This window comes from Bradyrhizobium sp. AUGA SZCCT0182 (assembly GCF_018130185.1).
Lineage (GTDB): Bacteria > Pseudomonadota > Alphaproteobacteria > Rhizobiales > Xanthobacteraceae > Bradyrhizobium.
In genome coordinates this window covers 62,515-84,886 of sequence record NZ_JAFCLY010000010.1, presented here as the reverse complement: position 1 = coordinate 84,886, position 22,372 = coordinate 62,515, and the positions used below count along the sequence as shown (strand labels likewise).

The window sequence follows — 22,372 nt, the reverse complement described above, 5'->3', positions numbered from 1 at the left end:
TGACAACCGAACGGTCCATTGACCATGCCCGCAAACGAGCTCACGCGCGGAGCGATGACCGGCCTCAAGGTCGTCGATCTGTCGCGCGTGCTCGCCGGGCCATTGTGCACGCAGATGCTGGCCGATCATGGCGCCGACGTCGTCAAGATCGAGCCGCCGGCGGGTGACGAGACCCGTGGTCTCGGGCCGCCGTTCGATGCGGCCGGGCAGGCGGCGTATTTCAGCGCCGTCAACCGCGGCAAGCGCGGCATGGCGCTCGACCTTTCGCGCGAGGAAGGGCGCGCCGTGCTCGAAGCCCTGCTCAGAGATGCGGACGTGCTGGTGGAGAATTTCCTGCCCGGCACCATGGAGCGCTGGGGTATCGGCTTTGATGTTTTGTCCACGCGCTTTCCGCGGCTGGTGTACTGCGCCATCTCCGGCTTCGGGGCCGATGGGCCGCTCGGCGGGCTGCCCGGTTACGACGCCGTACTGCAGGCGATGTGCGGGCTGATGAGCATCAACGGCACACAGCAATCCGGCGCCACCCGCGTCGGCGTTCCCATTGTCGATTACGTCACCGGATACAATGCGCTCACCGGCGTGCTGTTGGCGCTGGCGGCGCGCGAGCGCACCGGAATGGGCCAGCGCGTCGAGGTAACGCTGTTCGACACCGCGCTCAATCTGCTGGTTCCGCACGCAGCCAACTGGCTCTGCTCGGACGTCGTCCCCGGCCGGCTCGGCAGCGCCCATCCCAATATCGCGCCTTACGACAAATTCGCCGCCAGCGACGGCGAGATTTTCCTTGGGATCCTCAACGACGGCCAGTTCCGCCGTTTCTGCCAGAAGGTGGCGCGCGAAGACCTTCTCGACGATCCGCGTTTCCGGACCAACGCCGACCGGCTCAAGCACGTCGGATCCCTTCGCGCCGAACTCGAGCGCACGCTGGCCGGCTTCAAGTCCGACGATCTCTGCCGCGATTTGATGCGCGCGGGCGTGCCGGCAGGGCCCGTGAACAATGTGGCGCAGGCGTTCGCGCAGCCGCATGTGGCGCACCGCGACATGCTGATCGAAAGCGAAGGCCACCGCGCGCCCGGCATTCCCATAAAACTTGCGCAGACGCCCGGCGGCGCGGGACGGCGGCCACCGCGCTTCGGTGAACATGTCCGCGAAATCCTGGGCGAGGCCGGCTTCGATCAAACGGCCATCGCCGGTTTGATCGAGACCGGCATCGTCTCACCCAACGATAAGAAGACCGACAACAAAAAATAAAATCATCAGGAGAGGAAACCGTCATGCCGAGATTTGCAAAATGGGCCGCAGGATTGCTGGCTTTGCTATGGAGTTGCGCGGCGGTTGCGCAGACCTATCCGTCGAGGCCGGTGCGGATCATCGTGCCGTACCAGGCAGGCCAGGGCACCGACGTGGTGGCGCGATACTTCGCCGAGCAATTGTCGCGGACGATGGGCCAGCGGTTCTATGTCGAGAACAAGCCCGGCGCCGGCGGCAACATCGGCGCCGAGCAGGCCGCGCGTTCGGACGCTGACGGATACACGCTGATGATGGGCACCAATGCCACCCAGAGCATGAACGAGTTCATGTACGCATCGCCGGGATTCGATCCGGCCAAGGATTTTGCGCCGATCATCCTGGTGGGCAAGCTGCCCATGGTGCTCGCGGCCAATCCGTCGTTTTCAGGAAATTCGCTGGCCGACCTGGTTGCCGCGGCCAAGGCGACGCCCGACAAGGTCGACATCGCGCTGCCGAGCACGACGGCCCGCATCGTCTTCGAGTTCCTCAAAGGGCGGAGCGGTGCGTCGTTGTTTTCCGTGCCCTACAAGGGATCGGCGACGGCTACAACCGACGTCCTCGGCGGCCAGGTGCCGCTGATCATCGACACGGTGACGGCACTGCGCGGCCATGTCGCCGGCGGCAAGCTGAAGGCGCTCGGGATCAGCTCGCTGAAATCGACCGAGCTGATGCCGGGTGTAAAATCCATCGCCGAGCAGGGCGTGGCCGATTTCGAGGTGACCGCCTGGAACGCGTTCTACGCGCCGCGCGACACGCCGCAGCCGATCGTCGATCTCCTGAACAAGGAGCTGGCGAAGGCACTTGCCGAGCCGGAAACGAAGAAGCGCCTGCTGGAACTCGGATTTGATCCCGGCGGCGGAACGCCCGCCGAGCTGACCCAGTTCGAAAAGCGGGAGCGGCTCAAATGGGGTCCGCTGATCAAGGAAACAGGTCTGCAGGGCGGCTGAGCGAACAGCCGGACAGCATGTGAAGTCAGCGCTGGCCGTCGTGGACTGAAATCGCATCGGCCGACAATCCGCCGATGCGGGCGTGCGGCCGGCCGCCGGTTGCCATGACGAGACCGAACGCGATTTCGTCGCGGCGTGGCGCGTCCCACATCGTCATCTCGGCGGTGCCGAAATGGCTGCGCACATAGGCGGCGTGGACGTGGCCGAGCGGCACCATCAGGCGTGTGCCCGGGCCGCCGATCGTCTTTGCCGCGGGAACGATGGCCTTGGGCTGGCCAAGCACCTCGCGCATGCCCTGGCCGCCGGCCTCGTGCCACACGGCGCCATGCTCGAGTTCGCCGTCTTCGCCGACGACGATGCCTTTGCCGTAGGCTTCGATGCCGGCGGCGCCACCGAGCTGTGCGATCAGCCCCGTTGCAAGCTCGCGGCCGAGGTCGCGCAAACCGGCCTGAAACGGCATCAGGTCCGGTTCATAGCGCCCGGCAAAGGGATTGCGGATCACCGCGATCGCTGTGCCGACGAGCAGCGGCTGTTCGCGGCGGGGACCACGCTCGTGCCAGATCGTCTCGACGCTGAACGAAGTCTTGCGGACGTCATGGGCTGCGGGCATTTGCGCTACTTTTGCTCGTCCACGACGGGATTGCGCAGCACACCGATCTGTTCGATCTCGACCTCGACGACGTCGCCGGGCTTGAGGAAGATCGGCGGCTTGCGCGTGAAACCGACGCCGGCCGGCGTGCCGGTGGCGATGACGTCGCCCGGCACGAGGTCGAAAATGGTCGAGGAATATTCGATCAGCCGCGGGATCGAGAAAATCAGCATCGACGTATTGCTCGACTGCACCGTCTCGCCATTGACGCGGGTCTCAAGCTTCAGATTGGTGGGATCGGCGATCTCGTCAGGCGTCACCAGCCATGGACCGAACGGGCCGGTGCCGACGAAATTCTTGCCGGATGCGATCTGCTGCGCATGCCGCTGCCAGTCGCGGACGCTGACGTCGTTGTAGATCGAATAGCCGGCGACATGATTCAAGGCGTCGGCCTGGCTGATGTGGCGGCCGCCCTTGCCGATCACGACGGCGAGTTCGCCCTCCCAGTCCAGATTGTCGGACACTTTTGGCCGAACCACCGGCGCGTTGTGCGCGACCTGCGAACGCCAGACCCGCAGGAAGATCGGCGGAAATTCGGTGATCTCGCGCTTCATGCCGAATGCGACCGCCTCGTTGTGGTGATCGAGGTAGTTGCGCACGGCGCAGACGATCTTTTCGGGCCGCGGGATCACAGGCAGAAAACTGATCTCGCTCAGTTTCAGGTCCGCCTTGTGGGCGGCGGCGATCTGCTCCCGCTCGGCGAATTTCGCGCTGCCGACGAAATCCGCCAGCGTCCCGCCGAGCACCTTGCCGAGGTCGATGACCTCGTCGCCGCGCACGGCGCCCCAGGTTTCGGTCTGCTGCCGCAGGAAGGAGATGAGCTTCATGAACGCGATCCTCGGACCCTGATTTAAGATTTCCGTAAAAGACACTATTTTCGAAAATTAAACAAGCGGAATTCATTTTCGGCTCGGGAGCGCGCATTTCCGCACGGTCGCCAAGGCCCGATCGGGTTCAATTCCGGCTGAACAATTCCGAAGCGTATTTGATGACGTTGTCGGTGGTGCTCTGGATGTGTTTTGCGATCAGCTCGCAGGCGCGGTCGGCATCGCGGCCGACGGCGGCCTTCATCAGCGCACGGTGCTCGCCCGCCTTGTCGCGCGGACGTGGCCGGAACCTTGCCGAGATATTGCGATAGCGCTCGGCGCGTTCGAACAGTGATTGCCGAATGCCAAGCAGGGTCGGCGAGCCGCATGCTGCCACCAGGGATTCGTGAAACTCCCGGTGCGCCAGCTTCCATTCCGGATTGTCGGCGTAGTCCTCGACCTCGCGCCCCTCGATGATTCCAAGCCGGTGGATCGACGAAATAACCGCGATTTCCCAGTCATCATCGCCATTTTCGATCGAGCGGCGGATCAAATCGACCTCAATCAGAATGCGCGCGCGCGTCAGGTCGATCAGATCCGAAAGGCTGATCGGCGCCACCTTGAAGCCGCGCTGCTCCTCGGCCACCACCAGCCCCTCGGCGGCAAGACAGGTCAGCGCCTCGCGCAGCGTCGTGAAGCTCGCGCCATAGGCCAGCCGCAGCGTGTCGAATTTGAGCACCTCGCCGGGCTTGAGCCGGCAGGTCACGATCTCGTTGCGCATCCGATGCGCGATATCGGACGCGAGCGTCTTGCCGAATTCCTTTCGGCGCTTGAAGGCCGTTACGTTCATGGAATCGCTCTCCGATCGCCTTTGAGTCTATCGAGGCGAGAATGCTGTTGCAATAATTTTCGTAAGCGATAGTATTTTCGAAAATATGGATTGAGGATGGGTGGGAGCGCGCATGAAGGCTGTCTTGGTACATCGCCCGGGAGGGCCGGACGCCCTGCAATATCAGGACGTCCCGATGCCGGAGCCCGGCGAAACCGACGTGCTGATCCGGGCTGAAACCTTCGGGGTCGGGCAACCCGACAAGCTGATCCGCAGCGGCGTCTACAAATGGATGCCGCCGCTGCCGGCCAACCCCGGCAACGACGTGGCGGGCCGGATCGAGGCCGTCGGCAGCGGAGTGCGTGACATCAAGGTCGGACAAAAGGTGCTGCTGAGCGCCCGCGATCTGGCGCAGCGCGGTGGCTGCTACGCCGAGATGGTCGCAGCCCCGGCGGATGCCGTTCATCTGCTGCCCGAGCAGGTTGATCTTGAGGCCGCGGTTTGCCTTGCCAATTACCAGGTGGCGTGGGCGCTGCTGAATGAATGCGGATCGGCGCGTCTGCCGAAATCGGTGCTCGTCATCGGCGCGGCCGGCGGCGTCGGCTCGTCGCTGGTGCAACTTGCAAAGCTTGCAGGCATGACCGTGATCGGCACCGTCAGCTCGGAGGAGAAGGCGGTCTTCGCCAGCGCGATGGGCGCCGACGGCATCATCTACTATCGCGGCGAAGACGTCGTCGCGCGCGTGCGTGAACTGACCGGCGGACGTGGCGTCGATCTCGTGCTCGATCACGTCGGCGGTCCTGATTTCTTCACCCATCTGCGCGCGCTGGCCAAGTGGGGAACGGTGGTTTCCTACAACGCGTTCGACGGTCTGCCGACGCAGAACATGATGGAGGAGATGCGCAAGCATCTCGATGTCTGCCCCGCGATCCGCTGTTTCTCGTTCCACATCTACGACCACGACCGCGAAGGCCGGCGCGCCATCATGAAGCGCATGATCGGCCATCTGGCTGACGGAACCATCAAGCCGGCGATCTTTGCCCGCTTCATGCTGTCCGAGGTGCGCCGGGCCCATGAGCTGCTGGATTCCGGCCAGGCGCTCGGCAAGATCATCATGACGCGGGACTGACGGGGAAGAGTGCGATGATAAAAGTCAAGCGCATCAGGCACGCGACGTTCGCGACTGCCGATATCGAACAGCAGATCGAATATTATCAAGCGATCATCGGTCTCGGCATTGTCGAAAGGCAGGCCGGTCGCGCGCTGTTCGCCTCGGAGTCCGGCGAACTCACGCTGGTTCTGGAGCAGGATACGGCTTCCTCCTGCAAGGCCATGGCCTTCGAGATCGGCCCCGATGTCGAGCTGGCGGACGTCGGCAAAGAGCTCAATGATCTCGGCATCAAATCCGAGATCCGCTCCGATTCCGCGCCGGGAATACCGCGGACGCTGGTTTTCTCAGATGTCGACGGCCGGCAGATCGAGCTGTTCACGCAGTGGCAATTCACCCCGCCGAGCGAACAGGTGCGGGGCATCGTCGTCAGCAAGCTCGGCCACATGGCGATGTACGCGCCCGATCCGGACCGGACCGCAAGATTTTATTCCGACGTTTTGGGTTTCCGCGATTCAGACCGGATCGAGGAAAACTTCGTCTTCATGCGCTGCGGGTTCGAGCATCACGCCGTCAATTTCGCGCGCGGCACTGACGCGCGGCTGCATCACATGGCGTTCGAACTGCGCGATGCTTCCCACATGCAGCAGGCCTGCGACCTGCTCGGACGACGAAAGATCCCGCTGCTATGGGGACCGGTGCGCCACGGCCCCGGGCACAACATCGCGACCTATCATCGCGATCCCGATGGCTATCTCATCGAGCTGTTCTACGACATGGACCGCATGGCCGACGAGGAGCTCGGCTATTTCGAGCCGCGTCCCTGGCATCGCGACCGGCCGCAGCGTCCGAAGACCTGGATCGGATTGCCGCGCGACATCTGGGGCGTGGGTCCTTCGCCTGATGCGGCGGAGTTCTCGCCGAAGATGCGCGGCGGGAAGTAAGTGCGCGGAACTTCCACGGCTAACACGAACACAATGATCGATATGGGGAGAGACGAAAATGGCGGGATCAGCGCGCAGTTCAGTTCGTCGCTATTCGTTCGGGCGACTGTTCGCGATGCTGTTCATCGCCACGATCGCGGGATCGATTAGCGCTGCCAGCGCCCAGGATTATCCGACCCGGCCGATCCGGTTGCTCCACGGTTTCGCCGCCGGCGGCGCAGCCGACACCCTGTCGCGCATCCTGGCGAACGGGCTCGCGAAGCGGCTGGGCCAGCCGATCGTGATCGAGGCCAAGCCTGGCTCGGGCGGCAATCTCGCCGCGGCCCAGATCGCCAAGGCCGAGCCCGACGGCTACACGATCGGGCTCGTCACTGGCGCCCACGCCATATCCCCGGCACTCTACAAGTCGCTGCCTTACGATTCCGTCGACAGCTTTGAGATGATCTCGACCGCCGTCTACTACGCGCTCGTGATCGCGGTTCGCGCCGATTACGAGGCCAAATCACTTGGCGAATTGATCGCGCTCGCGAGAGCAAAGCCCGGCGAGCTCAATTACGCTTCGGTTGGATTTGGCAGCACCCACCATCTGGCCGGCGCACTTCTGGAAACCACGGCCGGCATCAAGATGGTGCACGTTCCCTATCGCGGCGATTCGCTCACCGTCACCGCGCTGCTCGGCGGCGAGATTCCAATGATCGTGGGAACGCCGGTGCTGCTGGCGCCACAGATCGAGAGCGGGGCCATTCGCGGGCTGGCCGTGACGTCACCTGCGCGCAGCAAACTCTTGCCAAACGTTCCGACGGCCGATGAATCCGGCGTCAGGGGATTCGATGTGCGCACTTGGGCGGGCCTGCTGGCGCCGAAGGGCACGCCACCGGCGATCATCAAGCGCCTCAACAAGGCTGTTCTGGAAACCCTCGCCGATCCCGAAACCAGGGCGGCGCTGGAGACCGCGATCGGCGGCGACGTGCAGGGCAGTACGCCGGAGGAGATGCGCGCGCTGATCCAGTCGCAAATCGTAAAATGGGCCGACGTGATCAAGACAGCGAATATTCCGCGGCTGTGACGATCAAGGCATCGTCATGGCGGTTCCTGCTTGCATTTCCGGCATGGTGAGCGGCCGAAAGCGCCTTTGTCGCCGCCGTCCTTTCGCGTATGTTCTCAGGAAACCACTCCTTCCTGAGAGGCCATGTGACTGCAACCAATCCTGCCGCGGGTAAACCGGTCGGTTCCGCTGATCTCGTCAATGTTCCGCGCCTGATGACGGCCTATTTCGCCGGAAAGCCCGATCCGGCCGATCCCGCGCAGCGCGTCGCTTTCGGCACCTCGGGTCATCGCGGCACGTCGCTGAAAAACTCCTTCAACGAAAACCACATTCTGGCGACGACGCAGGCGATCTGCGACTACCGCCGCGAAACCGGGCTGACCGGCCCGCTGTTCATCGGCATCGACACCCACGCGCTGGCGGAATCGGCGCTGGTGAGCGCGGTGGAAGTGTTTGCCGCCAACGGCGTCGATATCATGATCGACGATCGCGGCGGCTACACGCCGACGCCGGTCATCTCGCACGCGATCCTGAGCTACAACAAGGGCAGGACGAGCGGCCTTGCCGATGGCGTCGTCATCACGCCGTCGCATAATCCACCCGAGGACGGCGGCTACAAATACAACCCGCCCCATGGCGGGCCGGCCGATACCGATGTCACGGCCAGGGTGGAAAAAGCCGCGAACGCCTTTATGGCGGCGGACATGAAGGGTGTGGCGCGGATGCCGTATGAGCGCGCCCGCAAGGCGCCGACGACGCATCTGTATGATTATATCCGCCCCTATGTCGCCGATCTCGGCAACGCCGTGGACATGGCGCTGATCAAATCATCCGGCGTGAAAATCGGCATCGATCCGCTCGGCGGCGCCGCCGTGCACTATTGGCAGCCGCTCATCGAGCATTACGGCATCAACGCCACTGTTGTGAACGATGTCGTCGATCCCACCTTCCGCTTCATGACCGCGGACTGGGACGGCAAGATCCGGATGGATTGCTCCTCGCCTTACGCGATGGCGAGCCTGATCCAGATGCGCGACAGGTTTGACGTTGCCTTCGCCAACGATACCGACGCCGATCGCCACGGCATCGTCACCCGCACCGGCGGCCTCATGAACCCGAATCATTTCCTCGCCGCTGCGATCGCCTATCTGTTCGAGCACCGGCCGCAATGGGGCAGGGATGCCGCGATCGGCAAGACCATCGTTTCCAGTTCGATCATCGATCGCGTTGCGAAAAAGCTGAACCGCAAGCTGGTCGAGACTCCGGTTGGATTCAAATGGTTCGTCGAGGGCCTCGGCAGCGGCGCATTCGGCTTTGCCGGCGAGGAAAGCGCCGGCGCCTCGTTCCTCAAGCGGGACGGATCGGTCTGGACCACCGACAAGGACGGCGTCGTGATGGGGCTGCTGGCGGCCGAAATCCTCGCCAAGACCGGCCGCAATCCCAGCGAGCTGTTTGCGGGACTGACCGCCGAACTCGGCACGCCCGTCTACGCGCGGATCGACGTGCCGGCGACGCCGAAGCAGAAGAACGCGCTCAAGGCGCTCGGGCCGGAACAACTCGGCCTGACGGAAATGGCTGGCGATCCGGTGACGGCGATCCGGACCAAGGCGCCCGGCAACGATCAGCCGTTCGGCGGCATCAAGGTCGAGACCGATCAGGGCTGGTTCGCGGCACGGCCGTCGGGCACCGAAGACGTCTACAAGATCTACGCCGAGAGTTTTCGCGACAAGGATCATCTGGGCAAAATCCAGAGCGATGCCAGGGCCGCGATCGCGAAGGCGTTTTGATATTCCGTCATGGCCGGGCTTGTCCCGGCGCGAAGGCCTGTCCGTTGAAGGGCCGAAGTCGGAGGATCGAATACAGCGCCTGTTAAGGGTGAATCGATCTAGGCGGCGATCATGTCGCTAAACTAGACTTTGCAGCATGAAGCGATTTTTGATCTTTGGTTTGCTCGGCCCTGCAGGGCACCTTCCTGAGTGTCTATTTTGGCAACGAAAACTGCCGGGCGATGGTGGTGGCCCCACCCCTCCATCAATTTAGCTGAACTGCTGTTGCTCCTTCTCTGCGCCTCTTTTGATCAGGCGTTGAGGAATGCGGGAGGTTGGGGGCGGCTCTTATGCGTCGGAGCTGCTTCCCTCCTTGCATCTGGTGTGACGTGTGCTCTTTTCACTGGCGCTTGGGTACTTGGCGTTTTTGCGGTGATCTTCGCTATGGCGTGCTCGTTGCTGGCATGGGCAACTGACGTTGGGGAGATCATTTCGACCGAGCAATGAGCCTTGTGGATTTTCTGCTAAGGGGCAAACCCAGCAACTTGCCTTGTCTCGCAGAGGCCCATGCCGATCCATCTGTTGCCAAAAGAATTCTTAGCTGCTTCGCTCCTTGCAGCGACCGGATGTCAACTCACGGCGCCAGGGAGAAGAACGTGACGCACAAGGGCATGGTGGTAACTCCGCAACCCGAGGCCACAGAGGCGGGCAGGGACATCCTCGTCGCCGGCGGCAATGCGATCGATGCCGCCATCGCGGCAGCGTTGGTTCAGACAGTCGTTGACCCCATGATGTGCGGAATTGCCGGTTTCGGAAGTCTGGCCGCCTATTTCCCGTCGAAGAAGGTGCATACCTACTACGATTTCCATGCCCCTGCGCCATCAGCCGTACGACCTGACATGTGGCAGGATCTGATCGTGGGCGAAGCGCGTGACGGATACGGCTTCATTCTCAAAGGGAACGTGAACGACATCGGTTATCAATCGATCTGCGTGCCCTCCTCGCTGAGAGCCTTTGCCGACGCGCACCGTGATCTCGGCAAACTGCCCTGGTCGGAGCTGTTTGGCCCGGCCATTGATTACGCGGAAAATGGCTGGAACGTCCGGCCGCATGTCCACGCCTGGTGGTCGGAAGAAGGAACGATGGGCCGGGTGGGCAACGCCAATCGAATTTCATTCGTCCCATCGGCCAAGGCGCTTTATTGCAGACCGGACGGATCGCCAAAGCGTGTGGGAGACCGCGTCGTCAATCGGGACTATGGAAACGTGCTGCGGGCCATCGCGAAGGATGGGCCTGACGCATTCTTTCGCGGCGAGATCGCCGATGCCATCGACGCAGACATGCGGGCTCACGGCGGTCTGTTGCGCCGCTCTGATCTCGAGAAGCTGCAGACCGTAAGAAACAAGCCTCTCTCAGCCACCTATCGAAACTCAATTGTTACGACAAATCAGGCGCCCGGCGGCGGCATCATGCTGCTGGAGATGCTTCGCACGCTCGAGAATTTCGACTTGAAGTCTATCGGTCACAACAGTGTCGAATACATTCGCGTCGTTGCCGAAGCCATGAAGGCCGCAACGCGCGACAAGGATCGCTTTATCGGCGACCCTTCCTTTGTTGACGTTCCGACCGATCGCTTGATCTCGAAAGGGCACTGCGCCGAAATCGCTGAAGGCATCAAGCGTGGCGACAAGGTCAACGTGGTCAGGCTCAATGCGGGCCTCCCGAGCAAGGACACGACACAGGTTTCGATATGCGATGCCGAAGGCAACTGCATCTCGATGACCCATTCACTTGGTTTGCCGTCCGGCGTGATCACCAATGGATTGGGTTTCATGTACAATGGATGTATGGGTGTGTTTGATCCGCGGCCCGGGCGAGCCGGCTCGCTGGCGCCCGGAAAAGCGAGATTCTCTTCCATTTGTCCGTCGATCGTCTTCAGGGATGACAAGCCCGTCCTGGTGATCGGAGCACCTGGTGCGACCCAGATCGCCATGGGTGTACTCCAGGTGTCGTTGAACGTCCTCGACTTCGAAATGTCGATGTTGGAGGCGGTCTCAGCGCCCCGCTTTTCGGCTACCAGCGATATCATCGATCTCTCGAACCGGATCCCGCGCTCTGCCGAACGGGCGCTGAATGGGCTCGGATATCAGACGGTACGATCCGCACTTAGCCACACATTCGGTTGGGTACACGGCATCAAGATTTCTTCTGAAGGGCTGCAAGGTGGCGCTGATCCAGCAACCGACGGTATGGCGCTTACGGCTTCCTGAACTTGAACCATGCCCGTTTCTTAAGAGGCGTTTCTCTCAATGACTGATCTGCACGGCGTCTTTCCTTACCTCGTTTCACCGATCGATCCCGAAGGCCGCATCCGCACCGAGGTGCTCGCGCGCCTCTGCGACGATCTGATCAAATCAGGCGTGCACGGGCTGACGCCGCTCGGGTCGACCGGCGAGTTCGCCTATCTCAACGAGAAGCAGCGCACCGCCGTGGTGCAGACCACGATCGAGGCAGCCAAAGGCCGCGTGCCTGTCATTGCCGGCGTCGCCTCCACCTCGACGGCCGATGCGGTGGCGCAGGCGAAGGCGTATCAGAAGCTCGGCGCCGACGGCATCCTCGCAATCCTCGAAGCGTATTTTCCGATTTCGGACACGCAGGTGGAATCCTATTTCCGCGCCATTGCGGACGCGGTCGAGATTCCCGTCGTGATCTACACCAACCCGCAATTCCAGCGTTCGGACCTCACGCTCGACGTCATCGAACGCCTCGCCGCGCATCCGCGCATCGGCTACATCAAGGACGCCTCGACCAACACCGGGCGGCTGCTGTCGATCATGAACCGCTGCGGCGACAGCATCAAAGTGTTCTCGGCCTCGGCCCACATTCCGGCGGCGGTGATGCTGATCGGCGGCCTCGGCTGGATGGCGGGCCCGGCCTGCATCATCCCGCGCCAGAGCGTCGAGCTTTACAACCTCTGTCAGGCCAAGCGCTGGGATGAGGCGCTGACACTGCAGCGCAAGCTGTGGCGCATCAACGAAGCCTTCGCCCGCTTCAACCTCGCGGCCTGCATCAAGGCCGGCCTTGAGATTCAAGGCTACGCCGTCGGCGCCCCCGTCCCGCCGCAGGCGGCGCTGACGGCGGAGCAGCGCAAGGTGGTCGAGGCAGCGTTAAGGGATGTCAGCTAGCTGGCTTGCCAGGTCGTGCAATCATAAATCGGGCTGGATCGATGGCGCCCATGTCCGCCGTTCCGCCAAAAGCCAAAGAAGAGCGGACAATGACTTGGGTCCGCTTCGTGCCCAACAACGGACATTCGTCCAGTCACGCAGCCCTTTCAACACGACTGTCAATCTTGCCACGGAGTGCCCCAAAGTCGATCGGCTTTGTCAGAAGCGCCTCGGCGCCGCCATCCAGCGCCCGGCGTTTGGTTTCTGCATCGCCATAGGCCGTGATCATGATGATCGGGACATCCGGCCGTATCGCCTTCGCTTTGGGAAGCATTTCCAGGCCGCTCATTCCCGGCATGTTGATGTCCGACAGGATCAGAATGAGCGATTGCTCACGCGCTTCGCTTATGCGCGAGAGCGCGACGTCACCAGACTGCGCAAATTCCATCGTGAACCGGCCTGCGCGGATATCGCGCCGAAACTGTTGGCGAAAAAGCGCCTCCACATCCGGTTCGTCGTCGACAACAAGAATAAGAAGGTTCACGAGCGCTCTCCCAATTGGGCGAGCTTCGCAGCGCGCCGCGGCAAGACAATCCGGAATTCGGTAAATTGGCCGGGCTGCGTATCGACCTCAATCGATCCCGCATGCTGTTTTACGATGATGTCGTAACTGAGCGAAAGACCGAGGCCTGTCCCCTCGCCCGGGGGTTTTGTGGTGAAAAACGGATCGAACATCTTTTCCTTCACCTCGGCTGGAATTCCCGTACCGTTATCGTGAATTTTGATTTCGACGCTCTCACCCAGATTTCTGGTCAGAACGGCAAGCGTGGGTTCGTAGCCGCGTCCGTTGGCTTCCAAATTCCGTTTCGTCGCCGCATAAAAACCGTTCGAGATGAGGTTAAGCAGCACGCGCGTAATCTCCTGTGGAAACATATCGACCTCGCCGGCCGCAGGATCGAAGGACTTCTCCAGCGTGACATTGAAATCCTGCTTCTCTGCCCGTGCACCGTGGTATGCGAGATTGAGACTCTCCTCGACGACGGCATTGATATCGGTGGGCTGATGCTCCCCGGATCCCTGGCGCGAGTGCAGCAACATATTCTTGACGATCGAGTCGGCCCGTTTGCCGTGCTGCACAACCCTGTCAAGATTGTCCTGCAGCATATCCGAAATCTCGCTGATCTCGCCTCGCAACTGGGGAGCAAGGCTGGCCCTTGCAAGTGCCTCCCGCAGTTCATCGACAAGCTCGACGGAAACGGCCGAAAAATTGTTTACGAAATTGAGCGGATTCTTGATCTCGTGCGCGATGCCGGCCGTCAACTGGCCGAGCGAGGCAAGCTTCTCAGTCTGGACGAGACGGTCTTGCGTAGCCCGCAGGCCCTCCAGCGACTTCGCCAATTCGCGTGTGCGCGACTGTACCTCGTCAAAGAGGCGAGCGTTCTGGATGGCTAGTACCGATTGTGCCCCGAAGGTCTGCAATAGGTTAACCGTGCCTTGGGGGAAGTCGCCCGGCTGCTTGCGACGGACCACCAGCGCGCCGACGATCCGGTCTGCGCCTAACAGCGGGACAGCCAGCAGCGCACGGAATCCAGCGCGCCTGATGATGTCGAGGACCAACGTAGGATCCTTGCTAATGTCGGCAACCTGAACGGGCCTGCGCTGTATCGCCGCCTCACTGATCAGGGTCTCGCCCAGGCGGACGTTGCGGTCCTTTATGGCTGCGACCAACGCCTCGTCCATGCCGTAGCTGGCGCGCAATCGGAATTCCTGACGGGCATCGTCGAACGCATAGATTGTGCCGGCGTCGGTGCCCGATAGTTGGACCGCTTTCGAGATGATCGTGGACAGCACCGTTTGCAAATCAATGGTCGAGTTGACCGCCTGGCTGACCTCGCCGAGGGCGCGAAGCTCCTCAACCGACCGGGCCAGCTCGATGGTGCGCGCCTCGACTTGCTTCTCGAGCCGCACGGCCGTTTGCTCTCTCTCTATCAGCAATTCGTTCCGTTCGAGCGTGTTCTTACGCAAAACCTCGACTACTCTGCCCATCTCCGAGATCTCGTCGCTACCCCCGGTCGGTACGCTGGTCGCAAGATTGCCCTCGGCAATCGCCAGCATGCTGCGGCTAAGTGCGGTCAACCGCGAGACGATGTTGCGCCCCACATACAACCAAACTATCCCGATAGAGCTGAGTAGGCTGAGCGCTACCGCTGCGATCAGGACGGTCGAACTGAATCGCTGAACCGCGAACGCCTCATCATTAGCCTGCACGATATCGCGGTTTGCAATTGAGACGAGGCGATTCGCCGCCTGAGTGAGGTCTCGCGAGAGCGCAGCATTCTCCGTCAGGTTGCGGGTAGCCTGAGCAACGATGCCAAGCTCTTGCAACCGCAACTCGGGAATGCTGTTGATCCCCTCGACAAGTGCACGGAATTCCTCGAGCCTGCCAATCAGAAGCGGTTGCAATCTCGGATCCAGGTTGGGTGTTATCTGCCTCGTCTCACGCAGGGATTGCTGGATTCGAAACATTTGCACACGCACGCTGTCTGAATCGCTTGCTGCCGAGATCTGCTGCAACCTGTCACTTACCGACGTAATGAGAAACTGCACGCGCTGGAGTGCATGATAGGACGCCGTGGAGCGGACCAGCCCGCTGCCGGCCGCAATCCGTTCCTGGGCGCTTGTCTTGGCGTCGTCGAACGCGCGGCGCGATTGCGCGACCTCCCCCTCGACAATCTGGAGCCAGGGTGCCAGCAGGCTTTGGCTTTCATTGTGAGTACTGAGCGCGTTGCTCGAATGGCCGCGCTTCAGCGCGCTTACGATCATGCGATCCGCGACCAGCTTGTCCAGCGATTCAAGATTGGTCCGCAGACGACCAACGGCCGATCGCATTGAGCCGAGGGCATCGCTGTCGGCGCCACGGTGCTCGAGGCTTTCCAGCAGTGCGGCGAGCTCCTGCATCTCGACGCCTATCCTCTGCGAACTCTCGTTGTGATCGGCTGGCGTGGCAGCAGAGAGCAGGGCCGGCGCGGCGGAAACAATCCGTTCGACCCGTCGCGATACTTCCACTGAAGCCAGTGCGGCGGGCACGCGTCGTGCCGTGATGCGATCGAGAGCCTGGCCGATATCGCGGAAGGAGAAGATTGCAACGGTCGCACCGACGACACCCAGGCCGCTGATTCCGAGGAAGGCCAATAGCAGTCGGTTTGCTACGCCGAGCCGAGATGGCACCCATGTCCGCAGGTTCGGACTCATGAGCGCTGTTGACCGGCTAGACCTCGCCAGACCCATGTTCTCGCCTTGGCCTGAGGGTGCGAAATGCCTCCGTCACCCTCCAAATGGATACGGCAGCGCCCGCGCATTCAGGAACGCGCGTTCCGAAACGTCGCTCCAGCGAACGGCCGCGGTACGGAACTTCATGAAGCTGTCGTAGACCCGCCGCGCCAGGTCGTCCTTGCGGCTTAACTCGAATAGAACTTCGCCGGAGATCTTGCCGAACTCCAGCAAGATCGCGTCATCGACCTTGCGGATCTGGATCGCGGGATCTTTGACAAGCTCCTCGAGTGCAGTGGCGTTAGCGGCGGTGGCCTCAGCAAGGGAACGTGTGTTCTCGAGCGCGGCGGCACCCTCGATTATGCTTTTGTCGGTGCTGCCGAGGCTTTCCCAAAGTTTCTTGTTTACGGCAAGCGAGACCGCCGCCCCCGGCTCATGGAAGCCCGGATAGTAGTAGTACTTGGCCGCCTTGTGCAGGCCTAACGCCATGTCAACCCAGGGACCCACGAATTCGCTCGCGTCGATCGCGCCTGATCGAAGTGACGAAATGATCTCGCCGCCCGGCAAGGTAACCACCACGGCGCCCAGCCGGCGCAACACGTCGCCACCCAGGCCGGGCATGCGATAGCGCAGGCCCTTGAAGGCATCGATGCTTGTGAGCTCCTTGGTGAACCAGCCGCCCATCTGAGGACCGGTATTGCCGCACAGGAACGCCTTGAGGCCGAACCCGGCGCTCAGCTCGTCCCACAGCGCCTGACCACCGCCGTAGTAAACCCATGCGTTGATCTCGTCCGGGGTAAATCCAAACGGGACGTTGCAGAAATAGGCGAAGGTGGCGGACTTGCCCGCCCATGTGACTTCTGATGCGTGGTAGAGATCAGCCAGTCCGGAGGAGACGGCATCGAACGATTCCATTGCGCCGACCAGCTGACCGGCGGGGAAGACGTTGACTTGCATTCGGCCGCCCGACAGCGTCGTAATCGACTGTGCGACACGTTCGGCGCCTGACTGCAGGCCCGGCAAGCCCTTCGGCCATATGGTGACCATCTTGAGTTCGCGTGCGCCTTGGGCGATGGCAGGCGCTGGAAAGGCAGAAGCGGCTGCGACCGCAATGCTCGCGCCCGCAACGAATTGGCGGCGATCCATAGTCTCTCCTCCCGTTTTACAGGCAGCCCTATTTCCATGTAACTGGTGTAGGCGACCCAAGGACAACCGAAGCGTCCACTGGTCGGCACGTAAGATCGCGAGAAACTGAAATGGTTAATAGCATACCCAACCGCGCGGGTCTGCAATGTACTTCACACCGATAGGGTCAGGGCTCCTGCACAGGTGCGGCTGACTGCACCGGTAACGTCCTAATCGCTGAACCATCGGACAAGCTTCCGCACCCTATCGCAAATCATGACCGCGACCAGAGCTTTCTTCGCTTTCGACGTTTAAACAGCCATCTGCAGACGCTTGATTTTCAACGCGAGCCAACGATCAAGAGAATGGCTGTCCATCTCGCAACCGCGAGAGGGCTGACGAACCCACAAGGTAGCGTCGACGACACGTCCGCTTCGGGGCAAAAACGAAAGTCGGTCCTCGCATCAGTGATGTGCGCTCTGACGCCGTGAACTGACATCAAGCGTGGAGCGCATCTCGTCCGCTCAGTGCACAATAGGTGTCGGTGATCCACAGGTCACATTTAAGGCAAACTGCGGTGTGCGGATAGGACGGCCATCGGACAAACCGACTGCTGATGGTGAACGTCACCAGCTATCATCGCCAAGGATGACGAAGATGAAGACGGTGCTGATCCTCATCCACATGCTGTATTCGCACGAATGTTGCGAAGATCATCATTGCCGCCCGGTGCCGTGCAACGAGGTGATCGATCTCGGCGATGACGGCTGGCGCTGGCGAGACAGGACGTTTCCGAGATGGACGCTGCGCGCCTCGCCCGATGGTAATTGTCATGTCTGCGTCGCCAACCTCCCGGTGTGCATCTATCTGCCACCGCGGGTGTAGAGGATTCCATGATCGCATCGCTGTTCTGGTGATGTGATCGGCGTCGTGATCTGGTTACTGACATTACCTCCGGGAACAGACATGCGGTTCCGGGGGTGGATAACGTCCGGCAGAATCGGGTGTGATTCTGCGCGACGCCGTGTCGCCAGCCCGCTCAAATCTGCTTTGGCCTTCAGGTTGATGTTGCAGACCGCAAACTGCTTCGCCCCGCCGGCAAGCACAGTTCGGGACCCGCGGTGCGACAAAACAACCCGACGGGCAAATCAATTCCGGTTTACGGAAATCGTGTCAAGTCAAGAATTTCCGAAAATCAAAATATTTCCCTTTCCTTCGACCCCAAATCACCTGCACATCTATGCCCATCCCGTCCCACTCAGAGGGGCGTCGGCCGTCGTCATGACGAGGGGCGGGGATGCGGTGGACGCTGACGTTGCGATTGACGGTCGCGGCTGAAGCGTACGGCGAAAGCGTGTGGTCATGGCGCCCGTAACGGCGTCAAGTCTTTCGGGAGCCAACGCTTCCGAAGGGCGACGGTGGCAATAGAGGCCGTCTCACCGGGGAGAGCGCGTCATAAGCCGTAGAGCCACTGCGCAGGGAATGTCGGATGTTCTCCGCTGCCCTGTATGCTCGTGTGCAGCTTTCTTAGCACAATCGCACACGGGACCGCGGGTGCAGCGCGCATCCGGCATTCCCTGCGCCCTCTGTCTTCGAGGGCGGGAAGTTCAATAGCAAAACTCGGGCGCATTGTGCCGCGAGATCGCGAAATTGCGTTTGGATGGTGTAACAACATACACCGCCGTCGTCCCGGGCTTGACCCGGGACCCATACGCCGCGGCCGATCAACGAGAGCGCTGACGTTAAATACCTTCCGCAACAACGAGCGCCGCGGCGTATGGGTCCCCCGATGCGCAATTGCGCATCTGAGCTCAAGGCCGGGACGACGACGATAGTGAGGCCGGGACGAAGCTGAGCAAGACCATTGCCCATTTCTCAGGCGCTTCCATAGGGTTGGCTCACACCCTATCTATCGGCTAGAACCCACCCAACTTTGCGAAGAAAATCGAAGGACCAACTGATGAACATTCTTCCCGGCAATATGCGTTTTGGTGCGGGCCAGCCGGTCAAGCGTTTGGAAGACCAGAGGCTGCTTACCGGGAAGGGGCAGTTCATCGACGACAGGCCGGAGGAGGGCGCGCTGTGGCTGCACGTGCTGCGCTCGCCCCATGCCCACGCCAAAATCGTCTCGATCGACACCAAGGCCGCGGCGGAGCTGCCGGGCGTGGAAGCGATCTATACCGGCGCCGACCTGGTCAGGGACGATATCGGCACCATCCCGACGCTGGCGATCTTCAAGCGGCCGGACGGCTCGCCGATGACGGTGCCGCCGCGGCGGCTGCTGGCGCATGAAATCGTGCGCTTCGCCGGCGAGCCGGTCGCAGCTGTGGTTGCGACCTCACGGGTGCTGGCGCAGAACGCGGCGGAAGCGATCGCGGTCGATTACGAGGTGCTGCCATCGGTGGTCGATCCCGTCGAAGCGGTCAAGCCCGGCGCGCCTGTCGTGTGGCCCGAAGCGCCCGACAACATCGTCGGCGCCATGAGCTATGGCGATGCCGCCAAGGTCGAAGCGGCCTTCGCCAGGGCTGCGCATACCGTGTCGCTCGACCTGGTCAGCCAGCGGCTGATTCCATCGGCGATGGAGCCGCGCTCGACCATTGCCGAGATCGAGAAGAAATCCGGCCGGCTGATCCTGCACGTGCAATCGCAAACGCCGGGCTCGACCCGCGATCTGCTCGCCGAATCGATTTTGAAGCGGCCGAAGGAAAGCGTGCGCGTGCTGGTCGGCGATATCGGCGGCGGTTTTGGGCAGAAGACCAGCCTTTATCCGGAAGACGGCGTGGTGGCCTATGCCGCGACCAAGCTCGGCAAGAAGATCCGCTGGCGCGGCGATCGCACCGATGAATTCGTCGGCGGAACCCATGGCCGCGACCTCACCTCGACCGGCGAGTTCGCGCTCGACGCCAAGGGCCGCGTGCTGGCCTATCGCGTGCGCTCGATCGGCGGCACCGGCGCCTACAGCAGCGGCGCCGGCAACATCATCCCGCTGGTGCTCGGGCCGTTCGTGCAGACCGGCGTCTATGATCTTCCGCTGGTGCATTTCGAAGTCAAATCCGTGATGACCAACACCGCGCCGGTTGGCGCCTATCGCGGCGCGGGCCGGCCGGAAGCCGTGTTCATCGTCGAGCGGCTGATGGACGCCGCCGCGCGCCAGATCGGCATGGACCCGCGCGCTATCCGCAAGGTCAATTACATCAAGCCGGCGCAATTGCCCTACACCAACGCCGCCGGCCAGGTGTACGATTCCGGCGCGTTCGCGCACATGATGCAACGCGCCTCCGATCTCGCCGATTGGGACGGTTTCAATGCGCGCAAGAAAGCCGCGAGGAAGAAGGGCCTGCTCTACGGCCGCGGCCTCACCAGCTACATCGAATGGACCGGCGGCCGCGCGCACACCGAAAAGGTCTCACTGCACGCGACGGCAGAAGGCCGCATCATCCTGCATTCCGGCACCATGGCGATGGGGCAGGGCCTGCAGACCACCTACACCCAGATGGTGTCGGATACGCTCGGTATTCCCATGGACAAGATCGACGTCGTGCAGGGCGACACCGATCTCGCCACCGGTTTCGGCAGCGTCGGATCGCGCTCGCTGTTCGTCGGCGGCACGGCGGTGGCCGTTTCCACCAACGACATGATCAACAAGGCGCGCGAGAAGGCGTCGAATGTCCTGGAGACCTCGATCGACGATATCGAGTATCAGGGCGGCTTTCTCACGGTGGTCGGCACCGACAGGCGGATCAGCCTGTTCGAGATCGCCAAGAAGGAAGACGGCGCGCGGCTCAGCGTCGACAGCGAGGGCGAGGTTGACGGCCCGAGCTGGCCGAACGGCACGCACATCTGCGAGGTCGAGATCGATCCCGAAACCGGCGTCAGCAAGGTGGTGCGCTACACCACGGTCGACGATGTCGGCATCGCCGTCAATCCGATGCTGGTCACCGGACAGGTGCATGGCGGCGTCGCGCAGGGCATCGGGCAGGCGCTGTATGAAGGCGTGTCCTACAACGAGGAAGGACAATTGCTGACCGCGAGCTATCAGGATTACTGCGTGCCGCGCGCCGACGACATTCCGCCCATCGAGGTGACGCTGGATGATTCCGCGCCTTGTCGCACCAATCCCCTGGGCGCCAAGGGCTGCGGCGAATCCGGCGCCATCGGCGGCCCGCCCTGCATCACCAACGGCGTGATGGATGCCTTGAGTGAGCTCGGCATCAAGCAGCTCAACACGCCGCTGACGCCGGCCAAGGTCTGGCAGGCGATCCGGGATGCGAGGGCGGGGGCGTAACCACACCCGTCGTCATCCCCCGATGCGCGATCGCGCATCTGTGGGCATCGCGAAGCGATGAGCCCGGAATCCATCGCGCCGCACGCTCCGTCGTGAAATGGATTCCGGGTTCGCGCATCGCGCGCCCCGGAATGACGGCTACTGAGCGCGGTGCGACTCAAAGCAGCACGCCTCAAAAATCAGCACCCCTCACGGTTGCGGGATTCCGCCGAATCAAGCCCAATGATCGCAGAGCAAGAAGCAAGAACGTAATCAGACTCTCGGGGGCGATCCGATGTCGGTTGAAGGTGCGATGCGGGCACTGTCTGCTCGTGTGATCGTCGTCGGCAATGAGAAGGGCGGGTCGGGAAAATCGACCGTCGCCATGCATATCGCGATCGCCCTGATCAAGTCGGGCCAGGCGGTTGCCACCATCGATCTCGATACCAGGCAGAAAAGCCTCACCCATCACATCGAGAACCGGCGCGCCTGGGCGCGTCATGTCGGCCGCGACCTCGGCATGCCCCAGCATTTTTGCTTCCAGCAGCTCGATTATCCCTCGGCTGATGAACAGGCCGCTGGTTGCCGGGCTCTGGAGAAGACCGTCGAGACGCTCGCCGGCCGCTATGGCGTCGTCATCATCGACACCCCCGGTCACGACGATTATCTGACGCACGTCGCGCATGCGATGGCGGACACGCTGATCACGCCGCTCAACGACAGCTTCGTCGATCTCGACGTGCTCGGCACCGTCGACCCCGAAACCTTCCGCGTCACCGGCACCAGCCATTATGCCGAGATGGTGGAAGAAGCGCGCGGCAGGCGCCGCGTACGCTATCTCGGCGTCACCGACTGGATCGTGCTGCGCAACCGGCTCTCGACGCTCGGCTCGCGCAACAAGCGCCTCGTCGGCGAGAGCATCCAGCAGCTGTCACAGCGGCTGAACTTCCGCTGCGTCGAGGGCCTGGCCGAACGGGTGATCTTCCGCGAATTCTATCCGCGGGGCCTCACCGCGGTCGACGACCTCGACGAGATCACGCTGGGCAGCCGCCCCACCATGTCGCACGTCACCGCGCGGCTGGAGATGCTGAAGCTGCTCACGGCAATCGGCCTCGGCAACGCCTCAACGGCCCACGAAATCGTCGGCCGGCAGCAGGAAGTGGCCTGA

17 protein-coding genes are annotated in these 22,372 nt (G+C 62.1%); 11 read left to right on the top strand and 6 right to left on the bottom strand.

The genetic code is table 11. From position 1 onward, the window contains the following. Positions 1–24: 24 nt before the first annotated feature. On the top strand, positions 25–1,248 hold the full coding sequence (locus tag JQ611_RS13550; protein WP_212263521.1) for a CaiB/BaiF CoA-transferase family protein: 1,224 nt from the start codon (positions 25–27) through the stop codon (positions 1,246–1,248). A 23-nt stretch (positions 1,249–1,271) separates the two neighbouring features. Continuing rightward, the gene (locus JQ611_RS13545; RefSeq protein WP_212465715.1) at positions 1,272–2,234 is read left to right on the top strand and encodes a tripartite tricarboxylate transporter substrate binding protein; all 963 of its coding nucleotides are present in this window, start codon (positions 1,272–1,274) and stop codon (positions 2,232–2,234) included. Between the two features lie 25 nt (positions 2,235–2,259). On the opposite strand, the gene JQ611_RS13540 is transcribed toward JQ611_RS13545, so the two are convergent. The 3 genes from JQ611_RS13540 to JQ611_RS13530 all read right to left on the bottom strand — a co-directional run bounded on the left by JQ611_RS13540 (position 2,260) and on the right by JQ611_RS13530 (position 4,539). Continuing rightward, entirely contained in the window at positions 2,260–2,844 is a 585-nt protein-coding gene (locus JQ611_RS13540; RefSeq protein WP_212263437.1) for an amino acid synthesis family protein, read from the bottom strand. A gap of 5 nt (positions 2,845–2,849) precedes the next feature. Next, on the bottom strand, positions 2,850–3,710 hold the full coding sequence (locus JQ611_RS13535; RefSeq protein ID WP_212263438.1) for a fumarylacetoacetate hydrolase family protein: 861 nt from the start codon (positions 3,708–3,710) through the stop codon (positions 2,850–2,852). Between the two features lie 127 nt (positions 3,711–3,837). Continuing rightward, entirely contained in the window at positions 3,838–4,539 is a 702-nt protein-coding gene (locus JQ611_RS13530) for a GntR family transcriptional regulator (RefSeq protein ID WP_212465714.1), read from the bottom strand. 112 nt (positions 4,540–4,651) lie between these two features. Between JQ611_RS13530 and JQ611_RS13525 the strand changes: the two genes are divergently transcribed. The 6 genes from JQ611_RS13525 (at position 4,652) to JQ611_RS13500 (ending at position 12,566) form a co-directional block, all read left to right on the top strand. Continuing rightward, the gene (locus tag JQ611_RS13525) at positions 4,652–5,647 is read left to right on the top strand and encodes a zinc-dependent alcohol dehydrogenase family protein (protein WP_212465713.1); all 996 of its coding nucleotides are present in this window, start codon (positions 4,652–4,654) and stop codon (positions 5,645–5,647) included. A 14-nt stretch (positions 5,648–5,661) separates the two neighbouring features. Continuing rightward, positions 5,662–6,570 (top strand): VOC family protein, encoded by a 909-nt coding sequence (locus tag JQ611_RS13520; RefSeq protein ID WP_212390490.1) that lies wholly within the window; start codon positions 5,662–5,664, stop codon positions 6,568–6,570. A gap of 58 nt (positions 6,571–6,628) precedes the next feature. Continuing rightward, complete coding sequence (locus tag JQ611_RS13515) at positions 6,629–7,636, top strand: tripartite tricarboxylate transporter substrate binding protein (RefSeq protein ID WP_249133147.1); 1,008 nt, start codon at positions 6,629–6,631, stop codon at positions 7,634–7,636. Positions 7,637–7,725: 89 nt separating this feature from the next. Then, positions 7,726–9,402 carry a phosphoglucomutase (alpha-D-glucose-1,6-bisphosphate-dependent) gene (pgm, locus tag JQ611_RS13510; RefSeq protein WP_249133146.1) on the top strand — a complete coding sequence of 559 codons (1,677 nt, stop codon included), beginning with the start codon at positions 7,726–7,728 and terminating at the stop codon, positions 9,400–9,402. A 635-nt stretch (positions 9,403–10,037) separates the two neighbouring features. Further along, a complete protein-coding gene (locus tag JQ611_RS13505; RefSeq protein WP_312011949.1) occupies positions 10,038–11,651 on the top strand; it encodes a gamma-glutamyltransferase family protein in 1,614 nt (537 codons plus the stop codon). A gap of 39 nt (positions 11,652–11,690) precedes the next feature. Beyond that, complete coding sequence (locus tag JQ611_RS13500) at positions 11,691–12,566, top strand: dihydrodipicolinate synthase family protein (RefSeq protein WP_212465710.1); 876 nt, start codon at positions 11,691–11,693, stop codon at positions 12,564–12,566. 133 nt (positions 12,567–12,699) lie between these two features. Here the strand turns inward: JQ611_RS13500 and JQ611_RS13495 are convergent, their stop codons facing one another. The 3 genes from JQ611_RS13495 to JQ611_RS13485 form a co-directional block, all read right to left on the bottom strand. Further along, complete coding sequence (locus JQ611_RS13495; RefSeq protein ID WP_212032754.1) at positions 12,700–13,089, bottom strand: response regulator; 390 nt, start codon at positions 13,087–13,089, stop codon at positions 12,700–12,702. Then, complete coding sequence (locus JQ611_RS41715) at positions 13,086–15,797, bottom strand: ATP-binding protein (protein ID WP_212390486.1); 2,712 nt, start codon at positions 15,795–15,797, stop codon at positions 13,086–13,088. Before JQ611_RS41715 ends, JQ611_RS13495 begins: the two co-directional genes overlap by 4 nt. Before the next feature lie 72 nt (positions 15,798–15,869). Continuing rightward, complete coding sequence (locus JQ611_RS13485) at positions 15,870–16,961, bottom strand: TRAP transporter substrate-binding protein (protein ID WP_212263445.1); 1,092 nt, start codon at positions 16,959–16,961, stop codon at positions 15,870–15,872. 636 nt (positions 16,962–17,597) lie between these two features. On the opposite strand from JQ611_RS13485, the gene JQ611_RS13480 reads away from it, so the two are divergent. The 3 genes from JQ611_RS13480 (at position 17,598) to JQ611_RS13470 (ending at position 22,372) form a co-directional block, all read left to right on the top strand. After that, positions 17,598–17,825 (top strand): hypothetical protein, encoded by a 228-nt coding sequence (locus JQ611_RS13480; protein ID WP_212032756.1) that lies wholly within the window; start codon positions 17,598–17,600, stop codon positions 17,823–17,825. Between the two features lie 1,075 nt (positions 17,826–18,900). Then, positions 18,901–21,225, top strand: a complete 2,325-nt coding sequence (locus tag JQ611_RS13475; RefSeq protein WP_212465709.1) for a xanthine dehydrogenase family protein molybdopterin-binding subunit — start codon at positions 18,901–18,903, stop codon at positions 21,223–21,225. A 274-nt stretch (positions 21,226–21,499) separates the two neighbouring features. Continuing rightward, a complete protein-coding gene (locus JQ611_RS13470) occupies positions 21,500–22,372 on the top strand; it encodes a division plane positioning ATPase MipZ (protein ID WP_212465708.1) in 873 nt (290 codons plus the stop codon).